The sequence below is a fragment of the Microbaculum mangrovi genome (assembly GCF_051390635.1).
Lineage (GTDB): Bacteria > Pseudomonadota > Alphaproteobacteria > Rhizobiales > Tepidamorphaceae > Microbaculum.
The window spans coordinates 122,514-140,233 of the sequence record NZ_JBPODT010000001.1; the positions used below are offsets into that span (position 1 = coordinate 122,514).

General features: G+C 63.3%; 20 protein-coding genes and 1 pseudogene. 12 read left to right on the forward strand and 9 right to left on the reverse strand.

Annotated features, from left to right (window positions below; all coding sequences use genetic code 11):
* Window positions 1-32: 32 nt before the first annotated feature.
* From ACSF9G_RS00585 to ACSF9G_RS00615, 7 genes are all read left to right on the forward strand, one after another.
* Window positions 33-512 carry a hypothetical protein gene (locus ACSF9G_RS00585; RefSeq protein WP_436637082.1) on the forward strand — a complete coding sequence of 160 codons (480 nt, stop codon included), beginning with the start codon at window positions 33-35 and terminating at the stop codon, window positions 510-512.
* Between the two features lie 121 nt (window positions 513-633).
* Window positions 634-942 carry a hypothetical protein gene (locus tag ACSF9G_RS00590; protein WP_436637084.1) on the forward strand — a complete coding sequence of 103 codons (309 nt, stop codon included), beginning with the start codon at window positions 634-636 and terminating at the stop codon, window positions 940-942.
* Between the two features lie 98 nt (window positions 943-1,040).
* Entirely contained in the window at window positions 1,041-2,753 is a 1,713-nt protein-coding gene (locus tag ACSF9G_RS00595) for a carbamoyltransferase family protein (protein WP_436637086.1), read from the forward strand.
* A 23-nt stretch (window positions 2,754-2,776) separates the two neighbouring features.
* The gene (locus tag ACSF9G_RS00600) at window positions 2,777-3,427 is read left to right on the forward strand and encodes a DUF6445 family protein (protein ID WP_436637088.1); all 651 of its coding nucleotides are present in this window, start codon (window positions 2,777-2,779) and stop codon (window positions 3,425-3,427) included.
* A 44-nt stretch (window positions 3,428-3,471) separates the two neighbouring features.
* Complete coding sequence (locus ACSF9G_RS00605) at window positions 3,472-4,218, forward strand: iron-containing redox enzyme family protein (RefSeq protein ID WP_436637089.1); 747 nt, start codon at window positions 3,472-3,474, stop codon at window positions 4,216-4,218.
* Window positions 4,218-5,465, forward strand: coding sequence for a cytochrome P450 (locus ACSF9G_RS00610; protein ID WP_436637091.1), 1,248 nt, complete (start codon window positions 4,218-4,220; stop codon window positions 5,463-5,465). The genes ACSF9G_RS00605 and ACSF9G_RS00610 overlap by 1 nt, the downstream gene beginning before the upstream one ends.
* Complete coding sequence (locus ACSF9G_RS00615) at window positions 5,462-6,292, forward strand: FkbM family methyltransferase (RefSeq protein WP_436637093.1); 831 nt, start codon at window positions 5,462-5,464, stop codon at window positions 6,290-6,292. Before ACSF9G_RS00610 ends, ACSF9G_RS00615 begins: the two co-directional genes overlap by 4 nt.
* Window positions 6,293-6,813: 521 nt before the next feature.
* Here the strand turns inward: ACSF9G_RS00615 and ACSF9G_RS00620 are convergent.
* The 3 genes from ACSF9G_RS00620 to ACSF9G_RS00630 are packed head-to-tail and all read right to left on the reverse strand — an operon-like array spanning window position 6,814 to window position 8,603.
* Entirely contained in the window at window positions 6,814-7,308 is a 495-nt protein-coding gene (locus ACSF9G_RS00620) for an MgtC/SapB family protein (RefSeq protein ID WP_436637095.1), read from the reverse strand.
* A 10-nt stretch (window positions 7,309-7,318) separates the two neighbouring features.
* A complete protein-coding gene (gpt, locus tag ACSF9G_RS00625) occupies window positions 7,319-7,825 on the reverse strand; it encodes a xanthine phosphoribosyltransferase (protein WP_436637117.1) in 507 nt (168 codons plus the stop codon).
* Between the two features lie 13 nt (window positions 7,826-7,838).
* On the reverse strand, window positions 7,839-8,603 hold the full coding sequence (locus ACSF9G_RS00630) for a competence/damage-inducible protein A (RefSeq protein ID WP_436637119.1): 765 nt from the start codon (window positions 8,601-8,603) through the stop codon (window positions 7,839-7,841).
* Window positions 8,604-8,713: 110 nt separating this feature from the next.
* Here ACSF9G_RS00630 and sfsA point away from each other — a divergent pair, with 110 nt between their 5' ends.
* Window positions 8,714-9,427, forward strand: a complete 714-nt coding sequence (gene sfsA / locus ACSF9G_RS00635) for a DNA/RNA nuclease SfsA (RefSeq protein WP_436637121.1) — start codon at window positions 8,714-8,716, stop codon at window positions 9,425-9,427.
* A 43-nt stretch (window positions 9,428-9,470) separates the two neighbouring features.
* Here the strand turns inward: sfsA and ACSF9G_RS00640 are convergent, their stop codons facing one another.
* The gene (locus ACSF9G_RS00640; protein WP_436637123.1) at window positions 9,471-10,334 is read right to left on the reverse strand and encodes an FkbM family methyltransferase; all 864 of its coding nucleotides are present in this window, start codon (window positions 10,332-10,334) and stop codon (window positions 9,471-9,473) included.
* A gap of 154 nt (window positions 10,335-10,488) precedes the next feature.
* On the opposite strand from ACSF9G_RS00640, the gene map reads away from it, so the two are divergent.
* Together map and ACSF9G_RS00650 are read left to right on the forward strand one after the other, a co-directional pair.
* Window positions 10,489-11,316 (forward strand): type I methionyl aminopeptidase, encoded by an 828-nt coding sequence (gene map, locus ACSF9G_RS00645; protein WP_436637125.1) that lies wholly within the window; start codon window positions 10,489-10,491, stop codon window positions 11,314-11,316.
* Window positions 11,317-11,319: 3 nt separating this feature from the next.
* Window positions 11,320-11,733: pseudogene (locus tag ACSF9G_RS00650) on the forward strand (JAB domain-containing protein); the annotation flags it as partial.
* A 1,248-nt stretch (window positions 11,734-12,981) separates the two neighbouring features.
* On the opposite strand, the gene ACSF9G_RS00655 reads toward ACSF9G_RS00650, so the two are convergent.
* Entirely contained in the window at window positions 12,982-13,293 is a 312-nt protein-coding gene (locus ACSF9G_RS00655) for a Rap1a/Tai family immunity protein (RefSeq protein ID WP_436637127.1), read from the reverse strand.
* A 183-nt stretch (window positions 13,294-13,476) separates the two neighbouring features.
* Here ACSF9G_RS00655 and ACSF9G_RS00660 point away from each other — a divergent pair, with 183 nt between their 5' ends.
* On the forward strand, window positions 13,477-13,779 hold the full coding sequence (locus ACSF9G_RS00660) for a hypothetical protein (protein WP_436637129.1): 303 nt from the start codon (window positions 13,477-13,479) through the stop codon (window positions 13,777-13,779).
* Between the two features lie 25 nt (window positions 13,780-13,804).
* Here ACSF9G_RS00660 and ACSF9G_RS00665 read toward each other — a convergent pair whose 3' ends face one another.
* Together ACSF9G_RS00665 and ACSF9G_RS00670 are read right to left on the reverse strand one after the other, a co-directional pair.
* Window positions 13,805-14,485 carry a recombinase family protein gene (locus ACSF9G_RS00665; protein ID WP_436637131.1) on the reverse strand — a complete coding sequence of 227 codons (681 nt, stop codon included), beginning with the start codon at window positions 14,483-14,485 and terminating at the stop codon, window positions 13,805-13,807.
* 195 nt (window positions 14,486-14,680) lie between these two features.
* Window positions 14,681-14,983 carry a tetratricopeptide repeat protein gene (locus tag ACSF9G_RS00670; protein ID WP_436637133.1) on the reverse strand — a complete coding sequence of 101 codons (303 nt, stop codon included), beginning with the start codon at window positions 14,981-14,983 and terminating at the stop codon, window positions 14,681-14,683.
* Window positions 14,984-15,146: 163 nt separating this feature from the next.
* Here ACSF9G_RS00670 and ACSF9G_RS00675 point away from each other — a divergent pair, with 163 nt between their 5' ends.
* Window positions 15,147-15,503 carry a hypothetical protein gene (locus ACSF9G_RS00675; RefSeq protein WP_436637135.1) on the forward strand — a complete coding sequence of 119 codons (357 nt, stop codon included), beginning with the start codon at window positions 15,147-15,149 and terminating at the stop codon, window positions 15,501-15,503.
* A gap of 230 nt (window positions 15,504-15,733) precedes the next feature.
* On the opposite strand, the gene ACSF9G_RS00680 is transcribed toward ACSF9G_RS00675, so the two are convergent.
* Together ACSF9G_RS00680 and ACSF9G_RS00685 are read right to left on the reverse strand one after the other, a co-directional pair.
* Complete coding sequence (locus tag ACSF9G_RS00680) at window positions 15,734-15,988, reverse strand: hypothetical protein (protein ID WP_436637137.1); 255 nt, start codon at window positions 15,986-15,988, stop codon at window positions 15,734-15,736.
* Window positions 15,989-16,357: 369 nt separating this feature from the next.
* Complete coding sequence (locus ACSF9G_RS00685) at window positions 16,358-17,140, reverse strand: outer membrane protein (RefSeq protein WP_436637139.1); 783 nt, start codon at window positions 17,138-17,140, stop codon at window positions 16,358-16,360.
* Window positions 17,141-17,720: the final 580 nt, after the last annotated feature.

A 17,720-nucleotide genomic window follows, 5' to 3' on the forward strand; every position in this document is an offset into this window, starting at 1 on the left:
GAAGGAGTGTGGCGATGTTTGGACTTGGACAAATGGCGACGATGACTCCGGGCCTGGCGACGATGACCCCCGGCCTTGCCGGCCTTACGGGACTGGCGGGCCTCGCGGGCCTGGCCGGGCTGGCGACCATGACGCCCGGTCTCGCCGGGCTGGCGACCATGACCCCGGGTCTGGCCGGCCTCACGACAGCAACGCCGGGCCTGGCTGGCCTTGCAACGATGACCCCGGGGCTCGCCACCATGACGCCCGGTCTCGCGGGCCTCGCGACCATGACGCCGGGCCTCGCCGGCCTCGGGACGATGACCCCAGGTTTGGCAGGGCTCGCAACGATGACTCCGGGTCTCGCCGGACTGACGACGGCAACGCCGGGCCTCGCTGGCCTGGCGACCGCGACGCCGGGGCTCGCCGGTCTTGCGACCATGACCCCGGGCCTCGGCGGCCTCGCGGGCCAGGTCGTTCGCGTTGCCGTCCCGAGCCTGGCCGGACCGGTCTTCATGGACGTCGTGAAGTAGTCACTTTGCGTCCGCGGCCTCTCCCGCGGCACGGCCGCGGCTCACCTGGCGGGCAGGTGTCCGGGAGAGGTTGCGACACGGAACAGGCCGGGAATTCCGCACGCAAAGAGGACGCTCAAGGATGGATGGCGCCGGTTTCGCGCAACTGGAGAAGGTGCTGGTCCGGGCCTGCTTCGACGCGCGCTTCACCCAGGACCTGCTGGACCAGGGCGAGACCGCGGCTGAGCGCTACGGCTTCGACGAGCACGAAGGCCGGGTGCTCACGCTGCTGCTGCAGGATGGCGGCGAAGGGCTGTTCGCGGTGTTCAACGTCGTCCGCGCGGTCCTCGAGGCGCGGATGCTCCTGGGCGCGACGTGGCAGGCGCCCGGTGCGGGCAGCGGCGCCGACGACCCGCAGGCGATGGGACAGATCGCGCGGCACGCCGGCTGAAAGCCCCATCGAGACGCGCCGAATTGGGAGCGGCCGATTTGGGAGCGGGCAAATTGGAAGCGACAGGGCGTGGTGCCCGCGCCCGTACGGAGCGAGCGATGTATTCCTTGGGCGTGAACCTGTCGCATGATCGCGCCGCCTGCCTCGTCGGCAGCGACGGCTCGATCGTCGCCATCGCCGAGGAGCGCCTGGACCGCGACAAGCATTCCTGCCCGGTCGATCCGCTCGGCCGGATCTTCACGTCGATGCCGCTGCGCAGCATCGACTACTGCTGCCGGGCGGCGGGGATCGACTTCGAGGACCTGGACGCCGTCGTGTTCACGAACGCGGTCGTCGCCGGGCCGGACAGCCTGCGCAACCTCACCGTCTCCGACTGCGTGCTGCAGGCCCCGTTCTCGCCCCACAGCCGGCTCTACACGATCAACCATCATCTGGCGCACGGCCTCAGCGCCTTCGCCCCGTCCGGCTTCGACGACACGGCGGTCCTGGTGGTCGACAAGGGCGGCAGCGTCGCCGGCCAGCATCGCCTGTCCGACGGCACGTCGGTGCCGCTTCTGGAGCGCGCCACCATCTTCGACAGCCGCGACGGCGCGCTCGTGCCGGTGCTGAAGGTCACCGACCGGCCCGCACGGCTTTACGAGAACTGCAATTCCATCGGCGCGCTCTACGAGATGGCGACGCTGTGGCTCGGTTGCACGCCCTTCGATGCCGGCAAGACCATGGGGCTGGCGCCCTACGGGTCGCTGGAACACCTGCCGACCCTGCGGCGCTTCTACAGTCTCACCGACGCCGGCTACCAGATAAGCCCCGCGATCCAGACCGTCGGCCTCGACCTCAACCCGGGCTTCTACGCGCACCGGTTCGGCCCGCCGAACGCCAACGCCGAGAACCCGTCTCCCGAATACGCCGCCGTCGCCCGCGCCGCCCAGGAGGCGGTCGAGGAGATCATGGTTCACCTGGCCCGGCTCGCCGTCCGCCTGACCGGTCGGCGCAAGCTGGCGATCGCCGGCGGCGTCGGGCTCAACTGCGTCGCCAACAGCCGCATCCGCCGCGAGGTCGACCTCGACGATATCTTTGTCCAGCCGGCGGCCACCGACGACGGCACCGCCATCGGCGCCGCCTTCTACGGGCTCGGCGCCCTCGGCGGCCGCTGGCCCGCGCGGAAACGGTGGCCGGGCGCGCTCGGCCGGCCCTATTCGCGAACCGAGATCGAACAGGCGATCGCCGCCCGCCCCGGCCTGACGTCCTCCTACCGGATCGTCGACGACGCCGATCTCGGCCAGGTCGCGAAGGCGCTCGACGCCGGCCGCCTGATCGCCTGGTTCACCGGCGGCTCCGAGTTCGGCCCGCGGGCGCTCGGGCATCGCAGCCTGCTGGCCGATCCGCGCAAGCCCGGCCTGCGCACGCACCTCAACGCAAACGTCAAGAAGCGCGAGCAGTACCGGCCCTACGCGGCCAGCATAACCGCCGACCGGGCCAGGGACTTCTTCCACATAGAACACGAAGAGCCGTACATGATCTTCATCCACGAGATGAAGAAGGACTTCGTTTCGGCCTTCCCCAGCATCGCCCACGTCGACAACACCTGCCGGCTGCACACGGTCACGAAGGAGCAGAACGAGACGTTCCACGCCCTTCTGTCGGCCTTCGGACGGATCAGCGGCGTGCCGATGCTGCTCAACACCTCCCTGAACGGAAAATCCGAACCGATCGTCGAGACGCCGGACCACGCGCTGGATGCGCTGATCCGCCTCGATCTGGACGGTTTGTACCTGGACGGCGTCTTTCTGGAGAAGAGGCGCCGGTACTGAACGCTGGCCGAAGAGGTGACGCGATGGCGGGCTTTGTGCGGGTCCTGGACGACTTCTATCCCCATCCGCTGCAGGTGCGGGAGTTCGCCACGAAGCTGGAGTACGCGGAGAACACCGCCGAGGCGGAGAAGCTCTACTACAAGGGCTACCTGTCCACCGCCGACCATCCCTTCGCCGAGGCCGGCCTGGAGCTGCTCGCCCGGCGGCTCGGCCGGGTGCTGCGCCGCAACGCCCCGATCGGCGAGTTCCGGCTGATCTTCGAGACCGAAGGCGCGCCCGCCGACGGATTCCGCAAGACCTGGATCCATTTCGACTCCAGCGTCAGCCAGTACTCCGGCATCGTCTACCTGAACCCGGACGCGCAATGCCAGGGCGGAACGGCCTTCTATCGCCACCGCGAGCTCGGCTGGGATCACATGCCGGACGTCGCCTCGCCGGAGATGGCGGAAGCCTGCCAGCGCTATGGCAAGACCGTCCCCGAATTCCTGTCGATGATCACGGATGATGGGTTCGAGATCGACAGCAAGTGGCGGCAACTCTCCGTCGTTCCGATGCGCTTCAACCGCTGCCTGGTGTTCGACAGCCGGCTGTTCCATGCCCGCCTGGGCGGGTTCGGAGCGCGCCAGACGGACGGCCGGCTGACCCAGAACTTCTTCTTCGACGTCGTCATGTGATCCGACGGCGCGCCGCCGTCGGTCGAACGGAAGGGGATCACGCTATGACCGAAAATCCATTTGCCCGGCGGATCGACGCCATCCTCACCGACGAGGCGCGGCTGTTCGCAAGCACGGTTCCGTACGCGCAACACCTGTCGCGCGAGGACGAGGCTCTCGACGAGGCCTACTACGTGCGCCACCGCATCGAGACCGTGCATCGCATCCGCGGCACGGCGGCCACCGATGCGCTCGCCCTTTGCGCCATGGCCCGCGAAGACTATCGGGCGGCGCGGCTCTGGGGCGAGTACATCGAGGAGGAGATGAACCACGACAAGCTGTATCTCGCCGACCTGGAGCAGCACGGGATCGACGAGGCACAGGTGGTGTCCACCCCGCCGCTAGCCGCGACGGTCGACCTGATCCGCACGCTCGAGCAGAACGTCCTGCGGATCGGATCGCTGCCGGCGGTCGCCTATTCGGTCTTCGCCGAGTGGAACTCGGAACGGGCCTCGCCGCTCGCCGTCGCGCGCGCCGCCAGCGCCTTTTCCGAGCGGCACGTCAAGGGCGCGCGCGCGCACATCAAGATCGACGAACGAGACGACCACTACGACATGATGCTGGAGGTCACCGGCCGCGTCCTGCGCGCGCGCGGCTATCCCTTCGAGGTGATGGAACAGTCGCTGCGCACCGTGGGCACGCTGCTGCGCGCCTATTTCGCGGAGCTCTACTGGGTCACACGGGACCCCGCGCGGTCCGACCTGCCCGGACACGCGCCGCATCATCATCCGGCAAGTCATCGGACGGCGTGATGCGCCTACCCCGGTTCGATCCCTTTACCGACGCCTTTCGCGCCGCCCCCGACGCCGTCTACGGCGCCTATCGCGGCGCGGCGCCGGTTCATTGGGGGAAGTCGCCGGCTACGCGGGCACGCGGCGCCTGGTACGTGTTCGACTCCGACCTGGTGCGGCACGTGCTGCGCGATCCCGCGTTCGGGCGGGAAACCCACCGGGGCAAGGGCAACGACAAAGGGAGCGGACCGGCCGCCACGTTGCCCCTGTCCCTGGTGATCGACAATTGGGTGATGTTCCGCGATCCGCCGGTGCACACGCGGCTACGATCGGTGCTGTCGGAGGCGCTCCGGCGCGAGCGAGTGGAGACCTGGCGCGCCGATTGCCGGCGGCTGGCGCGCGACCATGCAGGCGTCGTCGGCGCGATGCCCGTGTTCGACCTCGTCGCCGACTACGCCGTGCCCTATGCCGCCGCCGTGACCGGGCTGGTCGTCGGGCTCCCGTCCACTGACAGCCGGTTCCTCGCCGAAACGGCGGCCCCAATCTCCCGGTTGCTCGACTTCCATCCTGCCCCGGGTGTCCAGCCTGCCGCAGCGAGCGCGGTTCAAACGATGACGCGCTACCTGGCGGACCGCTGGGAGCAATCGGACGGCGCGGCGCATTACGCCCTGCTGCCTGCCCTCAAGGCTGCCGCCAGCGAAGGGCGTTGCTCCACCCGGGAGGCGATCGATTCCCTGATCCTGCTGGTTGCGACCGGACAGGCCACGCTGGGAAACCTCGTGATCAACGCCGCCGGTTGCCTTCTGACCCATCCCGATGAGCTCGCCGCGCTCGCGGCGGATCAGGCGACGCCGGAGCGCGCGATCGAGGAAACCCTGAGGTTCGAGTCGCCGGTGCAGTTCGCCGGCCGCGTGGTCCTGAACGAGACCCGGGTCGATGGCCACCGGTTCAACCGTGGCGACCTCGTGCTCTGCGCTCTCGGCTCGGTCAACCGCGATCCCGCCGCCACCGACGACGCCGATGTCTTTCGCCTGGACCGGGACCGCGTTCGGCATCAGTCCTTCGGCGGCGGCATCCACGCCTGCGTCGGCGTCAACCTGGCCCGCATGGCCGGCGCGGAGGCCATCCGGGCGCTCGCGCCGATCCTCGCGGACCGCGCCGCCGTATGGCCGCGCCGACCGTGGCGCGAGCTTGCCCTGTTCCGGGCCAGGACCCGGCTGGACCTTATCCGTCCGGGGCGCGACCACAAACCGGAGCCATCAACATGACGACGCGCGACGGACGACGCCCACGCCCCATGCCAACCGGACGCGTCCGCTTCCGCCCCGCCGCGCCGCAAACCGAGGTGATGGATGTCCAGCCGCCGCCGGGCCGTTTCGACCCGATCGCCATGCGGTTTCCACCGCCGCACGCGGGGGCCGGCGTCGTCCACGTCGGGGCCCATACCGGCGAGGAACTCGAACTCTACATCGCATCCGGGTTTCGCAAGATCCTGATGGTCGAGGCCAACCCGGCGGTGATCCCGCGACTGTCCATGCACGCCCGGTTCTGGCGGGCGTGGTTGGAGCGACTGGCAGACCAGTGGGGTGTCGCCGCCCCCGATATCCGGGTGCTGCATGCCGCCGCGAGCAACGAAGCGGGGATACGGCCATTCTTCGTCAGCCCGTTCCCGGTGCTGTCGTCCCTGCTCGAACCGCTGACCAGCGCCTTCGGCACGCCGACCGCCAGACTGGTCCAATCGGCCCGCCTCGACGACCTGGTAGCCCAGATCGGATGGGCACCTGCGGATGTCGGTCTCTTGGTGATCGATGCGCAAGGCGCGGAAATGGCCGTCCTGCGCGGCGCCGCCGAGACCCTTCGCAACGCGCACGGGGTGGTCGCCGAGGTGAACTTCCATGTCCGCTATCGACATCAGGCCGCGCCGCATACGGTGATCGGGCACCTGACCGGGCTCGGGTTCGCGCGCGCCGAGGTCATCGATCGCGACGACACGGTGGGGCGGGTCACGGTTCTGTTTGAAAGACACCCGACCGCCGCGTCGTCGCCGCCCGGGGAGATTCCGGCGCCCGAAGAGACGCCGGCGCCAACCCAATAGGCGCCCGGCCCCCCACACGACGCGAGGGACGCGAGCGCCGGCCCGCCCTGGCCGGGGCAAGCCGGGGGCAAGCGGCATGGCATGTCGGAGATGCTGGTGCGGGCGGGGGGACTCGAACCCCCACGGGCATTGCTGCCCTACGGATTTTCGTACCAGCTACGGCTTTCGCCGCCCCGCCCTGCGCCCAGCGCCGCGGCGGGTTTGTGGTCTGGACTATCCCTTCACCCTACGCCGGTCCCGGCGCTTAGGTGCTGCCCGTCTAGTCTCTACACCTTCCCGCCGGAACCACCGTTCCCACGGGCTTGGCTCGGGATCGCCATCTGACAGGTTTCCCCGAATTTGAGCAGTTCTGCATTCCGGGTTTCCCCGGAAGCACTCAAGTCTCGTTCAAGTCCGTTGCGTCTACCAATTCCGCCACGCCCGCGTGACCGGCCTATCTATAGCGTCGCGAAAACCGCGCGCCAAGGAACCTCGCGCCCTGTCGAAAACCTCTCTTGTCGCGCCCGAAATCGGGCCGCCGGTCAGGGCTTCGCGTCGGAGTGATTCGATTTGAGGTCGGCGGCGTGCTCGACCCAGCGGATCAGCGTGAGGATCGCCATCCCGAATCCGGTGGCAACCACGGCGACGAAGAAGGCGCCGATGCCGCAGGCGAGCCCCACCGCGCCGGCCAGCCACATCGCCGCGCCGGTCGTCAGCCCCTGGATACCGTGATTGCCGCGAATGATCGTGCCCGCCGCGAGAAACGCGACACCCGCCGTCACCGCCTCGATTATCCGCACGGGATCCGGGTTGGTGACGCCTTCGGCCTTTGCGCTTTCAACGATCTCGAAGGCGAGGATGGCGAAGGTGGCCGCCGCCAGCGACACCAGCATGTGGGTGCGCAGCCCCGCCGGAACGTTCCGATATTCGCGATCGAGGCCGATGATCAGCCCGAAGACGGCCGCCGCGGCGAGCCGGATAATGACTGCCGAGATGCCCAGGTTCGCGCTGTAGAAGGCCGACAGGCTCTCGATCATGGGTCTCCGTTCAGCGGTTCGGCGGCTCCGCGATCGGCGGCTGGAACGCGAGGCCGGTGTCCCACGGGAAGTAGATCCAGGTATCCTGGCTCACTTCGGTGATGAAGGTATCAACCATCGGGCGGCCCATTGGTTTCGCGTAGACGGTGGCGAAATGCGCCTTCGGCAGGATGTTGCGCACGATCTTCGCCGTTTTCCCGGTATCCACAAGGTCGTCGACGATCAGCACGGCCGAGCCGTCGCCGCCGTCGAGCCCGACCACCTGCGGGCTCACGTCCTTGATCACCTGGAGGTCGCCCTGCGTCTTGTAGTCGTGGTAGGAGGCGACGCCGATCGTCTCGATGACGCGGATGTTCAGCTCGCGCGCGACGATCGCCGAGGGCACCAGCCCGCCGCGGGTGACGCAGACGATCGCCTGCCACGTGCCGATCCCCGCCAGCCGCCAGGCCAGCGCCCGCGCGTCGCGGTGGAACTGGTCCCAGGAAACCGGGAATGCCTTGTCCGCTGGCCCCGACATGGTGGTGTCCTTTCTAGTCCTCGATGTCGGCCTGCAGCCTGGCGACCAGCGCCTCGACGTCGGCCCGCGCCGCCGCCATCAGCGCGGCATCGCGCGAGCGCACGACCAGCGCCGTGGTGAACCGCTTGCCGTCGAAATGCGGATAGCTGCCGATCATCACGCCGGGATGGGCCGTCTGGATCTCGGTGAGCGGCCCGCCGACGTCGCCCTCCTTCAGACCCTGTCCCTCGACCGTCACCGACAGCATCTTCTGCCCGGTCTTCAGCGTCGGCGCGATCGCGTCCAGCATCGCCTGCATCACCGAGGGGATGCCGGCCATCACGTGCACGTTGCCGATCCGCCAGCCCGGCGCCTTCGACACCGCGTTCTCGATCAGCTCGGCCCCGTCCGGCATCCGCGCCATCCTCAGGCGCGCCTCGTTGAGGCGGTCGCCGAGATAGGCGGTCAGGATCTCGACCGCGCGGGGATGGTGGATGACCGGCAGCCCGAACGCGTGGGCGACGCCGTCGGCGGTGATGTCGTCGTGGGTCGGGCCGATGCCGCCGGTCGTGAACACGTAGGTGTACCGCGCCCGCAGCGCGTTCACCGCGTCGGCGATCTCCTCGACCACATCGGGCACCACCCGCGCCTCGCGCAGGTCAACGCCGATATTGGTGAGGTACTCGGCGATATAGCCGATGTTCCTGTCCTTGGTGCGTCCGGACAGGATCTCGTCGCCGATCACCAGAACGGCGGCCGTCACCGGCTCGCCGCCATTTTCTGTACGCCCGTCGCTCATGCTCTCACCCGCGCGAAGTCATGGTGGCGGCTGATCTAGCCCAGCGCTCTCGTCTGCTCAAGTGGAAGCGGCTCTTGCCTTGACGGCGGCGACGCGGCATAGCCGTACCCATGCGATTTTCCTCCCCCCTCGTCCGCGGCCGCCTGCTGCGCCGCTACAAGCGCTTCCTCGCCGACATCGAACTGGACGGCGGCGAGGTCGTCACCGCCCATTGCGCCAATCCCGGCTCGATGCTGGGCCTCAAGGATCCCGGCATTTCCGCCTGGCTGTCGAAATCCGACAATCCCAACCGCAAGCTCGCCTGGTCGCTGGAGATCGTCGAGGTCGATGCCGGCCGCGGGCCGGCGCTGGTCGGCATCAATACCGGCCACCCCAACCGTCTCGTCGAGGAGGCGATCGCGGCCGGCACGGTGCCGGAACTGGAAGGCTATGCCAGCCTGCGCCGGGAGGTGAAATACGGCAAGAACAGCCGCATCGACATCCTGCTCGGCGGAGACGGCAGGCCGGACTGCTACGTCGAGGTCAAGAACGTCCACCTGGTGCGCGAGCCCGGGCTCGCCGAATTCCCGGATTCGGTCACCGCGCGCGGCGCCAAGCACCTGGACGAACTCGCCGACATGGTGAAACAGGGCGCCCGCGCGACGATGTTCTATCTCGTCCAGCGCGGCGACACCGAGACGGTGGCGATCGCCCGCGACATCGATCCGGCCTACGGCGCGGCGCTCGACCGCGCCCGCGAGGCCGGCGTCGAGGTCCTCGCCTACGGCTGCGCGATCACCGCCGAGGGCATCGACGTGACCGGCGCCCTCCCCTTTCGAGGCTAAGTCCTGCCCTTCGAGGGCTAAAGCGGGCGGTCAGTCGGGCCGGCTAGTCGGGCCGCTCCATCACCAGGTTGAGCCGCGTCTCCGCGGTCTGGCGGTAGCCCGCCTTCTGCAGCAGCGCGATGCAATCCGTCTCCCATCGGTCGCGGGCGTTCTCGATGATCATGAGGCGCGGCAGCAGGGGCCGCGGCGCCTCGGCCAGGAACGGCACCAGAATCAGGTCCTCGGCGCCTTCCACGTCGATCTTCATCGCGTCGATATGGTCGATCTGCTCCTGGGCGAGCAGGCTCATCAGCGTGCGCGCCGGCACCTGCACGGAGCGGTCGTCGCCGCCGGGCGTTCCGACATATTTGACGCTCGCCTCGCCCTTGTTGCGCGCCGGCAGGAACAGCGTCATCTCGCCTTCCTTGTCGGCCAGCGCGCAGGCGATCGCCTTTATGCTGCCGGTCGGATTGAGACCGATGTTGTAGACGAGCCGGTCGAAGACGATCGGCTGCGGCTCGATCGCCAGAATGCGGGCGCCCCCGCCGGACTGGCCGGCGACGAAGAGCGAATAGCCGCCGACATTCGCGCCGATATCCACGAAAACGAAGTCCTCGCCAACGCGCTCGCGCAGGATTTCCCGCTCCGCCCGGTCGAAATACTGCGGCGTGAACAGGATCCGCTTCTCCGACACGTTGTTGAACGGATTGAGTCGCATCTTCTGGCCGAAAACTTCGACGTCGAGAGGATGGTTGAGGCCCAGCATGACGAGCCGGCGCGCCACAAATGCCAGCCGCTTGCCCAGCCAGGTCTCCGGCTGGCGCCGTGCGAACGCGATCAGACGCGCCTGCAGGGGCGTCGGCGCATAGGTGCCGAACGGCGACGTGTCCTGGGGCGCACCCTGCGCGGTCTGTAGTGTTGCGATCATTGCCGCGAAAGACCATATCGTTGGTGCCGGCGCAAGGATGCCCGTTGCCTTGCATGTTGCAATGCCTTGCGCCGCACTGGCATTAGATTAGATTCCGGACACGGATTGAAGCTGCGGGACCGTCGCCCCGGCTCGGGGCGGCTGACGGAGGCCAATGAATTACGTAGACGCGGATATCGCCCCGGCGCGCAACACCGGTGAGATCAAGCTGTACGGCGCCGAGGCGTTCGAAGGCATGCGCAAGGCCGGCCAGTTGACGGCGAGGGCGCTCGACCTGATGGCCGAGCACACGCAGCCGGGCGTCACGACCGCCGCCCTCGACGACCTGATCTACGCGTTCGCGCGCGACCACGGCGCCTATCCGGCCACCCTGTTCTATCGCGGCTACACACGCTCCGTGTGCACCTCGATCAACCACGTCGTCTGCCACGGCATCCCCAACGACAAGCCGATGCGCGAGGGCGACATCGTCAATATCGACGTGACGCTGATCCTCGACGGCTGGTACGGCGATTCCAGCCGCATGTATCCGATCGGCGAGATCTCGCGCCGGGCCGAGCGGCTGATCGAAGTCACCTGGGAATCGATGATGCGCGGGATCGCCGCGGTGAAGCCGGGCAACACCACCGGCGATATCGGCGCGGCCATCCAGACCTACGCGGAAGCCGAGCGCACCAGCGTCGTGCGCGACTTCTGCGGCCATGGCCTGGGGCGCGTTTTCCACGATGTCCCGAACATCCTGCACTACGGCCACCCCGGCGAAGGCGCCGAGCTCAAGCCGGGCATGCTCTTCACCATCGAACCGATGATCAATCTCGGCCGCCCCCACGTGAAGGTGCTGGGCGATGGCTGGACGGCGGTGACGCGCGACCGCTCGCTGTCGGCGCAGTTCGAGCACACCGTCGGTGTGACAGAGGACGGGGTCGAGATCTTCACCTTATCCCCGGCCGGATATCACAAGCCACCATATCAGACGGCCTGACACATGACGGGCTTCGAGGAGGAACTTCGCAAGCCCGATCCCGATCACGCCGGCCACCGCCAGCGCCTGCGCGAACGTTTCGTCAACGGCGGCGCCGGCGCCCTGCCCGACTACGAGCTGCTCGAGCTCGTCCTGTTCTCGGCCCTGCCGCGCATCAACACGAAACCGCTCGCCAAGCGCCTGCTCGCCAAGTTCGGGTCCTTCGCCGAGGTGATCGCCGCGCCGCCCGAACGCCTGCGCGAGGTCGACGGCGCGGGCGAACGGGTCGTCACCGATCTGAAGATCATTCAGGCGGCAGCCGAGCGCCTCGCGCGCGGCACGGTGCGCAAGCGTCCGGTGCTGTCTTCATGGTCCGCGGTTCTGGACTATTGCCGCACGGCGATGGCGTTTGCCGAAAAGGAACAGTTCCGCATTCTTATCCAACCCTTTGATTTACAAAGGGTACATCCCAACTGCTGAGGGCAATCAAACAGCCTCGCAGTGCGAACTGCTGTGCGCGTGTTCGCGATGCGTCAGCAGCGACAAACCGACTACCGCACGTCTAACGGGGCCAGCCCCCCGCAGTAAATTTCGTGCACGACCGGCAGTTTCTGGCGAGGCCCTGGGGCGACTTCATTCGCTCTGGGACACGCAGCGCATTCCCATTTCCAACTTCGAGAGCTGTCTAAGTCCGCACCTTGCCGGGATGGGAGCAAGTGTCGCCACTAGTTTTGATCCAAAACCGATATAAAAACATGAAAGATCAACATCTTAGTGACAACACCTCCCCGGACGCCTGGCAGCCTATCACTAATATAGTTCTACACCTGCCACATGCACCGGCGCCTGAGAGACGGCCAAGCGCGACTCTCTCAAAGGGCAAGCGCCGAGGGCGTCGTCACCGCGGAGGCTGGAAACCCACGAACTGCCTCACTTGGTCCCAAGTGAGGGAAATTGATAGCATCGCCCATGAAGCACGGCGCGGCGGAGTGCCCCTGAACTGGATGGTGACGATCAACCCATCTCCGTCGCCTGGCAGCAGCGACGGTCGGCACATAGAGCGGCTAAGGCGCAAGATTCACAACATTCAGAAGCCGACGAGGCGATGCCAAGGCAAGGTTATTGCGCTCTGGGTTTTCGAGAAGCAGGGAGGACGCCTGCACGCCCATCTTCTAATGCATATACCCGAAGGCTGGGATGGCTTGGTGACACGCTGGCGAGATCTGCCCAGTATCGACGTTAGAAAGGCCGACAGCCGCGCAATCGAGTATATTACGAAGCAGCGCCGGTGGCTTGGGCCGGAAATCGAGGCGCGGTTAAACCGCCGGCGGATTGACGCCGAACCGGTGCCTGGCAAGCGGTGGTCGATGTCGCGTGACCTCCTGGAGCTGGCTAATGAGACTACATTGGAAGCCACTCCGAGGGGCCCCGCATGAGATTCTAACAGCACCTTGGCTCGGCGAGCCTTCGACCACTACGCGCGCAAAGTACCGTCCACTGAAAAACAATCAAGTTACTCGTCAGGCCCTTTAAGGGAGACCGAGATCTAAACATCCAGAGAGAGAATAAACGCAAGAAACAATAATAATTTCAGCCGCTTACCAACGCCGCCAAGGAATATCGACTACAGACCGAACAATAAAAAAAACGAAAATATTCGATTCGCTTGACCGAATCAAAATATAATTACCCACATGACCAAGATTCAGATAGAGCCCAATATGCAAGCTCCCCGGAAGAACGGTGGCGAATTTCAGGGTGCTTGCTCAAATACAAACAATAAATATCAACGGCTTGACCGAGATTTGAATTCCTGGGGGGGCAAATAGATTTATTGTACTGCGTGAACGTTTCAATAAAACCGTCCAAAAAACCATTTACATAACCATCCCCCTTTAAACAATGCTGGTGAAGTTCATTTCCACTTGTATAGCTCCCTCCATACACATGATTATTACTAATAAATATAGCGATCACTATTACCGCACAAACTCGCATCACCCCCCCCCGGAACCAATATCAATTCAGCATGGACCAGAACGACAGCGCTGAAAACACCCGCCCTTTGCTATTCCCACGCAATGGCCGGAACTTATCGCCTATAATCGGCCAAACTTCGGGCAACACGCAACTCCAATTCAAGCGTATCTAGACCTCTTTGACCGAGAAGGAGCAAAAATCATGTTCAGGCCCTCAATGTTCTTGTCTATATTTATCACTATCGGACTTTCAGGCATGTCTAGTGATGCCGCGGAGCAATCAATTTCCGATGCAAACGTCCAAGTTTTAGCCGAAACCGCTCGTGACTTAAAATTTATCTTACCAGAGAACAAAGCTTATTTTCTAGTAAAACAAGAGACAATCCATGCAGAAGTAGCAGTTATTTTTGGATACACAGATAATCAAGCCGCCTGCCAGCAAATTGCTAGAATTTTGACCAAATCGTTTAACGCCGGAACTTTCCAGTGCACTCCAATTTATTAGGATTTAAGCGCTGACCCATAAGTTGTCACTGCTCCAACATTGACCGAATCGAGGATGCAGAGAACTGCCGCCCGTTGCTGTTAAGATGGCCACGGCACGCCAGCTCCTGGGCGATGTCCCGGTAGGAGCGTCGCCTCCCTGTCTTCGGGGAACGCCGCCGTAGCCGCTTCGCCTCCTGCACGACTTCGGGATGCAGCTCGGAATGGGACTTCCTTCCCTCGCACTTGCCGGCCGTCAGGCGCTTGCGCTCCCGCGCGCCGCGCAGCTTGCCGACCAGGCGCGCCTTCTCCAGCTCGGCAAAGATCCCTGCCATCTGTCGCATGGCCTTTTTCATCGGATCATCAGTCTGCGTCAGGTCATCGCCGCTTGCCGTGACAACACGGACGCCCCGCTGGATCAGCGACAGGATGCCGAGCTCCTGGGTGATCAGGTCGCGGGCGAACCGGCTCGCGTCTTCGACGAGCACGGTCCGCACCCCGTTCGCCTCGATCCTGTCGAGCAGGGCCATGAAGCCCGGACGCGTCTCGATCGGATCGGCACCGCTGACCGCCGCGTCATAGAACTCGGCGACGAGCTCATAGCCTGCCCGCCTGGCGAACGCCTCGATGGCCTCCCGCTGCCGGACGTCGCTGTCCTTGTCGCCGCCGACATTCGCCGCGGACGAGGTGCGAAGATAGGCGATTGCCTTGATGGGTTCTGTTTTCATGTCAGCTTCTTAAGGTGTATACACGTTCAGTATTCTCAAGATATATGTACAAATAAAGCCAAGTCAAACCCTGGCTGGGCGGTCTCTAAAGTAGATGGATTTTTGGAGGCGCACTGTCAGGCCACGTCCGTCACTGCTGGTGTTTAGCCAGCCACTCGCGCGCCAAGCGCTGCGCCTCGGCGATCTGGTCGGGGGTCATTTTTTTGTTGTCAGATCGCGTTTTTCCTTGGCGCCCTTGTCGCCCTGCGCTGCGGCTAGATTGAACCACATATGGGCCAGAACGTAGTCCTGCGGGACTCCCTCGCCAAAGTCGTACATCCCGCCGAGCTTGTCCCACGCCATTGCATTGCCCTGCTTGGCTGCGAGCAGGTACCACTTCACCGCCTCGGCGTAGTCGCCGCGTTCGTAGGCCGCGTTGCCGTCTTCAAGCGGTCCGGCAAACGCCACGCTGATCGACAGGACGGTACCGACAACTCCGACGAGAACGCACTTCAGCATGGCGAGACCTTCCGTATGTTGGAACCGCCTTATGCATTGGTCCAAGATCGCGAACCAGTCCCTGCGAGCGGTGCGTGCCTGTTCTAACAGGAGGAAAACAGCGACGGGCCCATTTGATTTTTTAATCAATGGAAATCAAACTCGGTGACCTGGGCTCGGAGGAATGCCGAGTTCCGGTTATGCGGAATTGCGACCGTCGCTGTTGGAAGACGGACAGATGCCCGGACACATGCTTAATGCGTTTTGCCTGTGTGGCTTTGATCGCGAAATGCACGTGGGCAGTTCGATCGCTGATCTCAGCTCTGGGGTCGGGGCCACATGTATTTGCTACACGGCGGACGGAAAGGATCTAATCACCGCATCGGAGAAGGATATCCAGGAGCACGGACTCGAGAAGATCGACAATCCGTTCTTGTCCGACGACCCGTTATCGCCCCGCCAAGGCATTTACGACGGTTATCGTTGTCCGGTTTGCGGCCGGAACACCATGTCTCTTACTCAGGTTGGCTTCTGGGACTGATCGGTGTCGGTCGGCTATTGTGTAATTATCCACATCTGTTCGCATCAAGCGATGCCGCGAGATGAGTTATTGGAAAGCGGCCGAAGCGACCGGGAACGCAAAGGCCAAAAAGGCAAAGCCTGCAAAGCGGCTAACGGGATCTAAGAAAAAGAAGTGAGCTTTTTGCTTGTCGCTATCAGCGTCGCCGCCACTCCCACGGCGGCTCAAACTCTCCAACCCACAATCCCCGCTTAGCTGATTTCGCGGCTGACTCGCCTCGTATTCGCCTCTATGGAAGCTATATCTGAAGCAGTCGCGCTAATCCGATCGTCAAGATCAAGATCGATGAGGATCTCCCGCATGGCTGCGACCTGGGCATTCATCACGTCAAGAGCTACCAACACCCGCTCAAGGTAAAAGAGACCAATACACACCACACTGACGGCGCATATGACCGCGCTGATTGCGATAACCCCCAGGGCAATGGCTGGAATCGCGCCGATCATCAGATAACCCCCAACTCTGACCTTACGGAATATCTTGGGATTCGTCTCAGTCCTCGTCTTCCAACCAAGGCTTGAGCATTATATTTGTCCGTAAACCGTCGATATCACAAAATGTATTCGACTTACCTTAGTTAAGATAGACCCAATATATAAACTTAATAGCCCAAAATTACCTGGATGCAACCGGGTTACATTTGCTGCTGCAGTTCGAAAACGGCGGGTGACAGCATCTCGTTTCTGACGTGTTTCCGTTTCCGGTTACAGAAAATCTCGACGTGGTCGAACCTGCCCTGCCCTGCCTTGCTTCAAAAAATAAGGTAAGAAGGCATCCACTAATCTATGGGCTATTCAAGGCCCACTTCAGCCCTTTCACCAGAATTGATAGTTCAAGCCGGCGCGAATGACACTAATGCTCGCCTCGGTGTCAAACCCGACCGTGACGCCAGGACGAGAAAATTCGAAGTCTCCGTTCGAATAGTCGATGTAAATATATTCCAGTTTGGCGTTCAGATTTGGTGCGAATTTTTGTTCGACGCCTGCACCGATTGTCCAGCCCCATTCGAACTGGCTGTCGCTGAATGTTACCCGCGAAACTGCACCAGCTCCGTTACTGTATGAAATGTTCCCGGAAGCGTCTGCGTACGCCCAGGCAAAGCCGCCCGTGCCGTAGAGTAGCGTCTGGGGAGTAACGAGAAAGCCGATCCGCGCACGAGCAGTCCCGAACCAGTCAAACCCGGCACTAAAACTACCGGAAATCCGATCGCCAGCAAAAATGACATTCCTGGCGCTCAGGGTCCCAGACTCGTACGTCTGATCGCCAATGGAAGCATCTACTTCGATGCCTGCGACGAGATTGCTTCCGTACCAATTGTACCCAAGCGTGATCCCGCCGTTCACGCTGTCCTCGGAAGTACTAAAACCGGTAAGCGGAAGCGATGCGGACCCGACACCTGTCACCGTTGCGTAGGCGCGCGTCGCCTCAAGATCTGCCCATCCATACCCTAGCGTTACACCAAAATATGCGCCCGACCACATTGATGCAGGCCGTTTGTCGGTCAATTGCGTATAGGGGTCATTTCCGTAGTAATCGGCCGCTTGGCCTGTTCCCGCTAGAAGCGGCAGCGCGACCGTGGTTGCAATAACTACTCTCATCTCCGCTCCCCCCCTGGATATGTGTGAGCGAAACAAATCAACTGTTGGTTGACGTGAGCGTCAAGAACTTCGAAAGGAGTAGATGCATTACTTAATCCTGAGATATTCGATTTTATTTTGCTTTTCGAGCCCATCGCACCGACAGGCATGGCGAGGAACGCAAAATACGCGCACCACTCGCACTAATGCCATCGCTAGGACCGGATATTAACGATAGGGCGGGGGCCGTCGGTCACCTCGATCTTAATAAGGTCCCGGGGGTGGCAGACTAAACCACGATTTTGATCTTTTTAGCCGAATTTTGTGAGAAAGCCGGAAAAAGCTTGATCCGTCGAAATCGAGTCATTGCTGCTTAGAGAGATTGCAATTTCGGCAATGACAGAATATTTAGAAAACAGTTTCCCGTGGGGCATGGGATGCAATTCAGCATCGTCTATTGGCTATGCTGAGGAGTTCCTATGGAATGCACCCACGGCCTCTTGTCAGATTTTCCCAAACCATCACCGTCTTCTATCTCGTCGCAGGATCGGAAAGCACCTTCAGTCAGGCTCGCTTCAATCCTCGCGATGGCCTCCCCGAT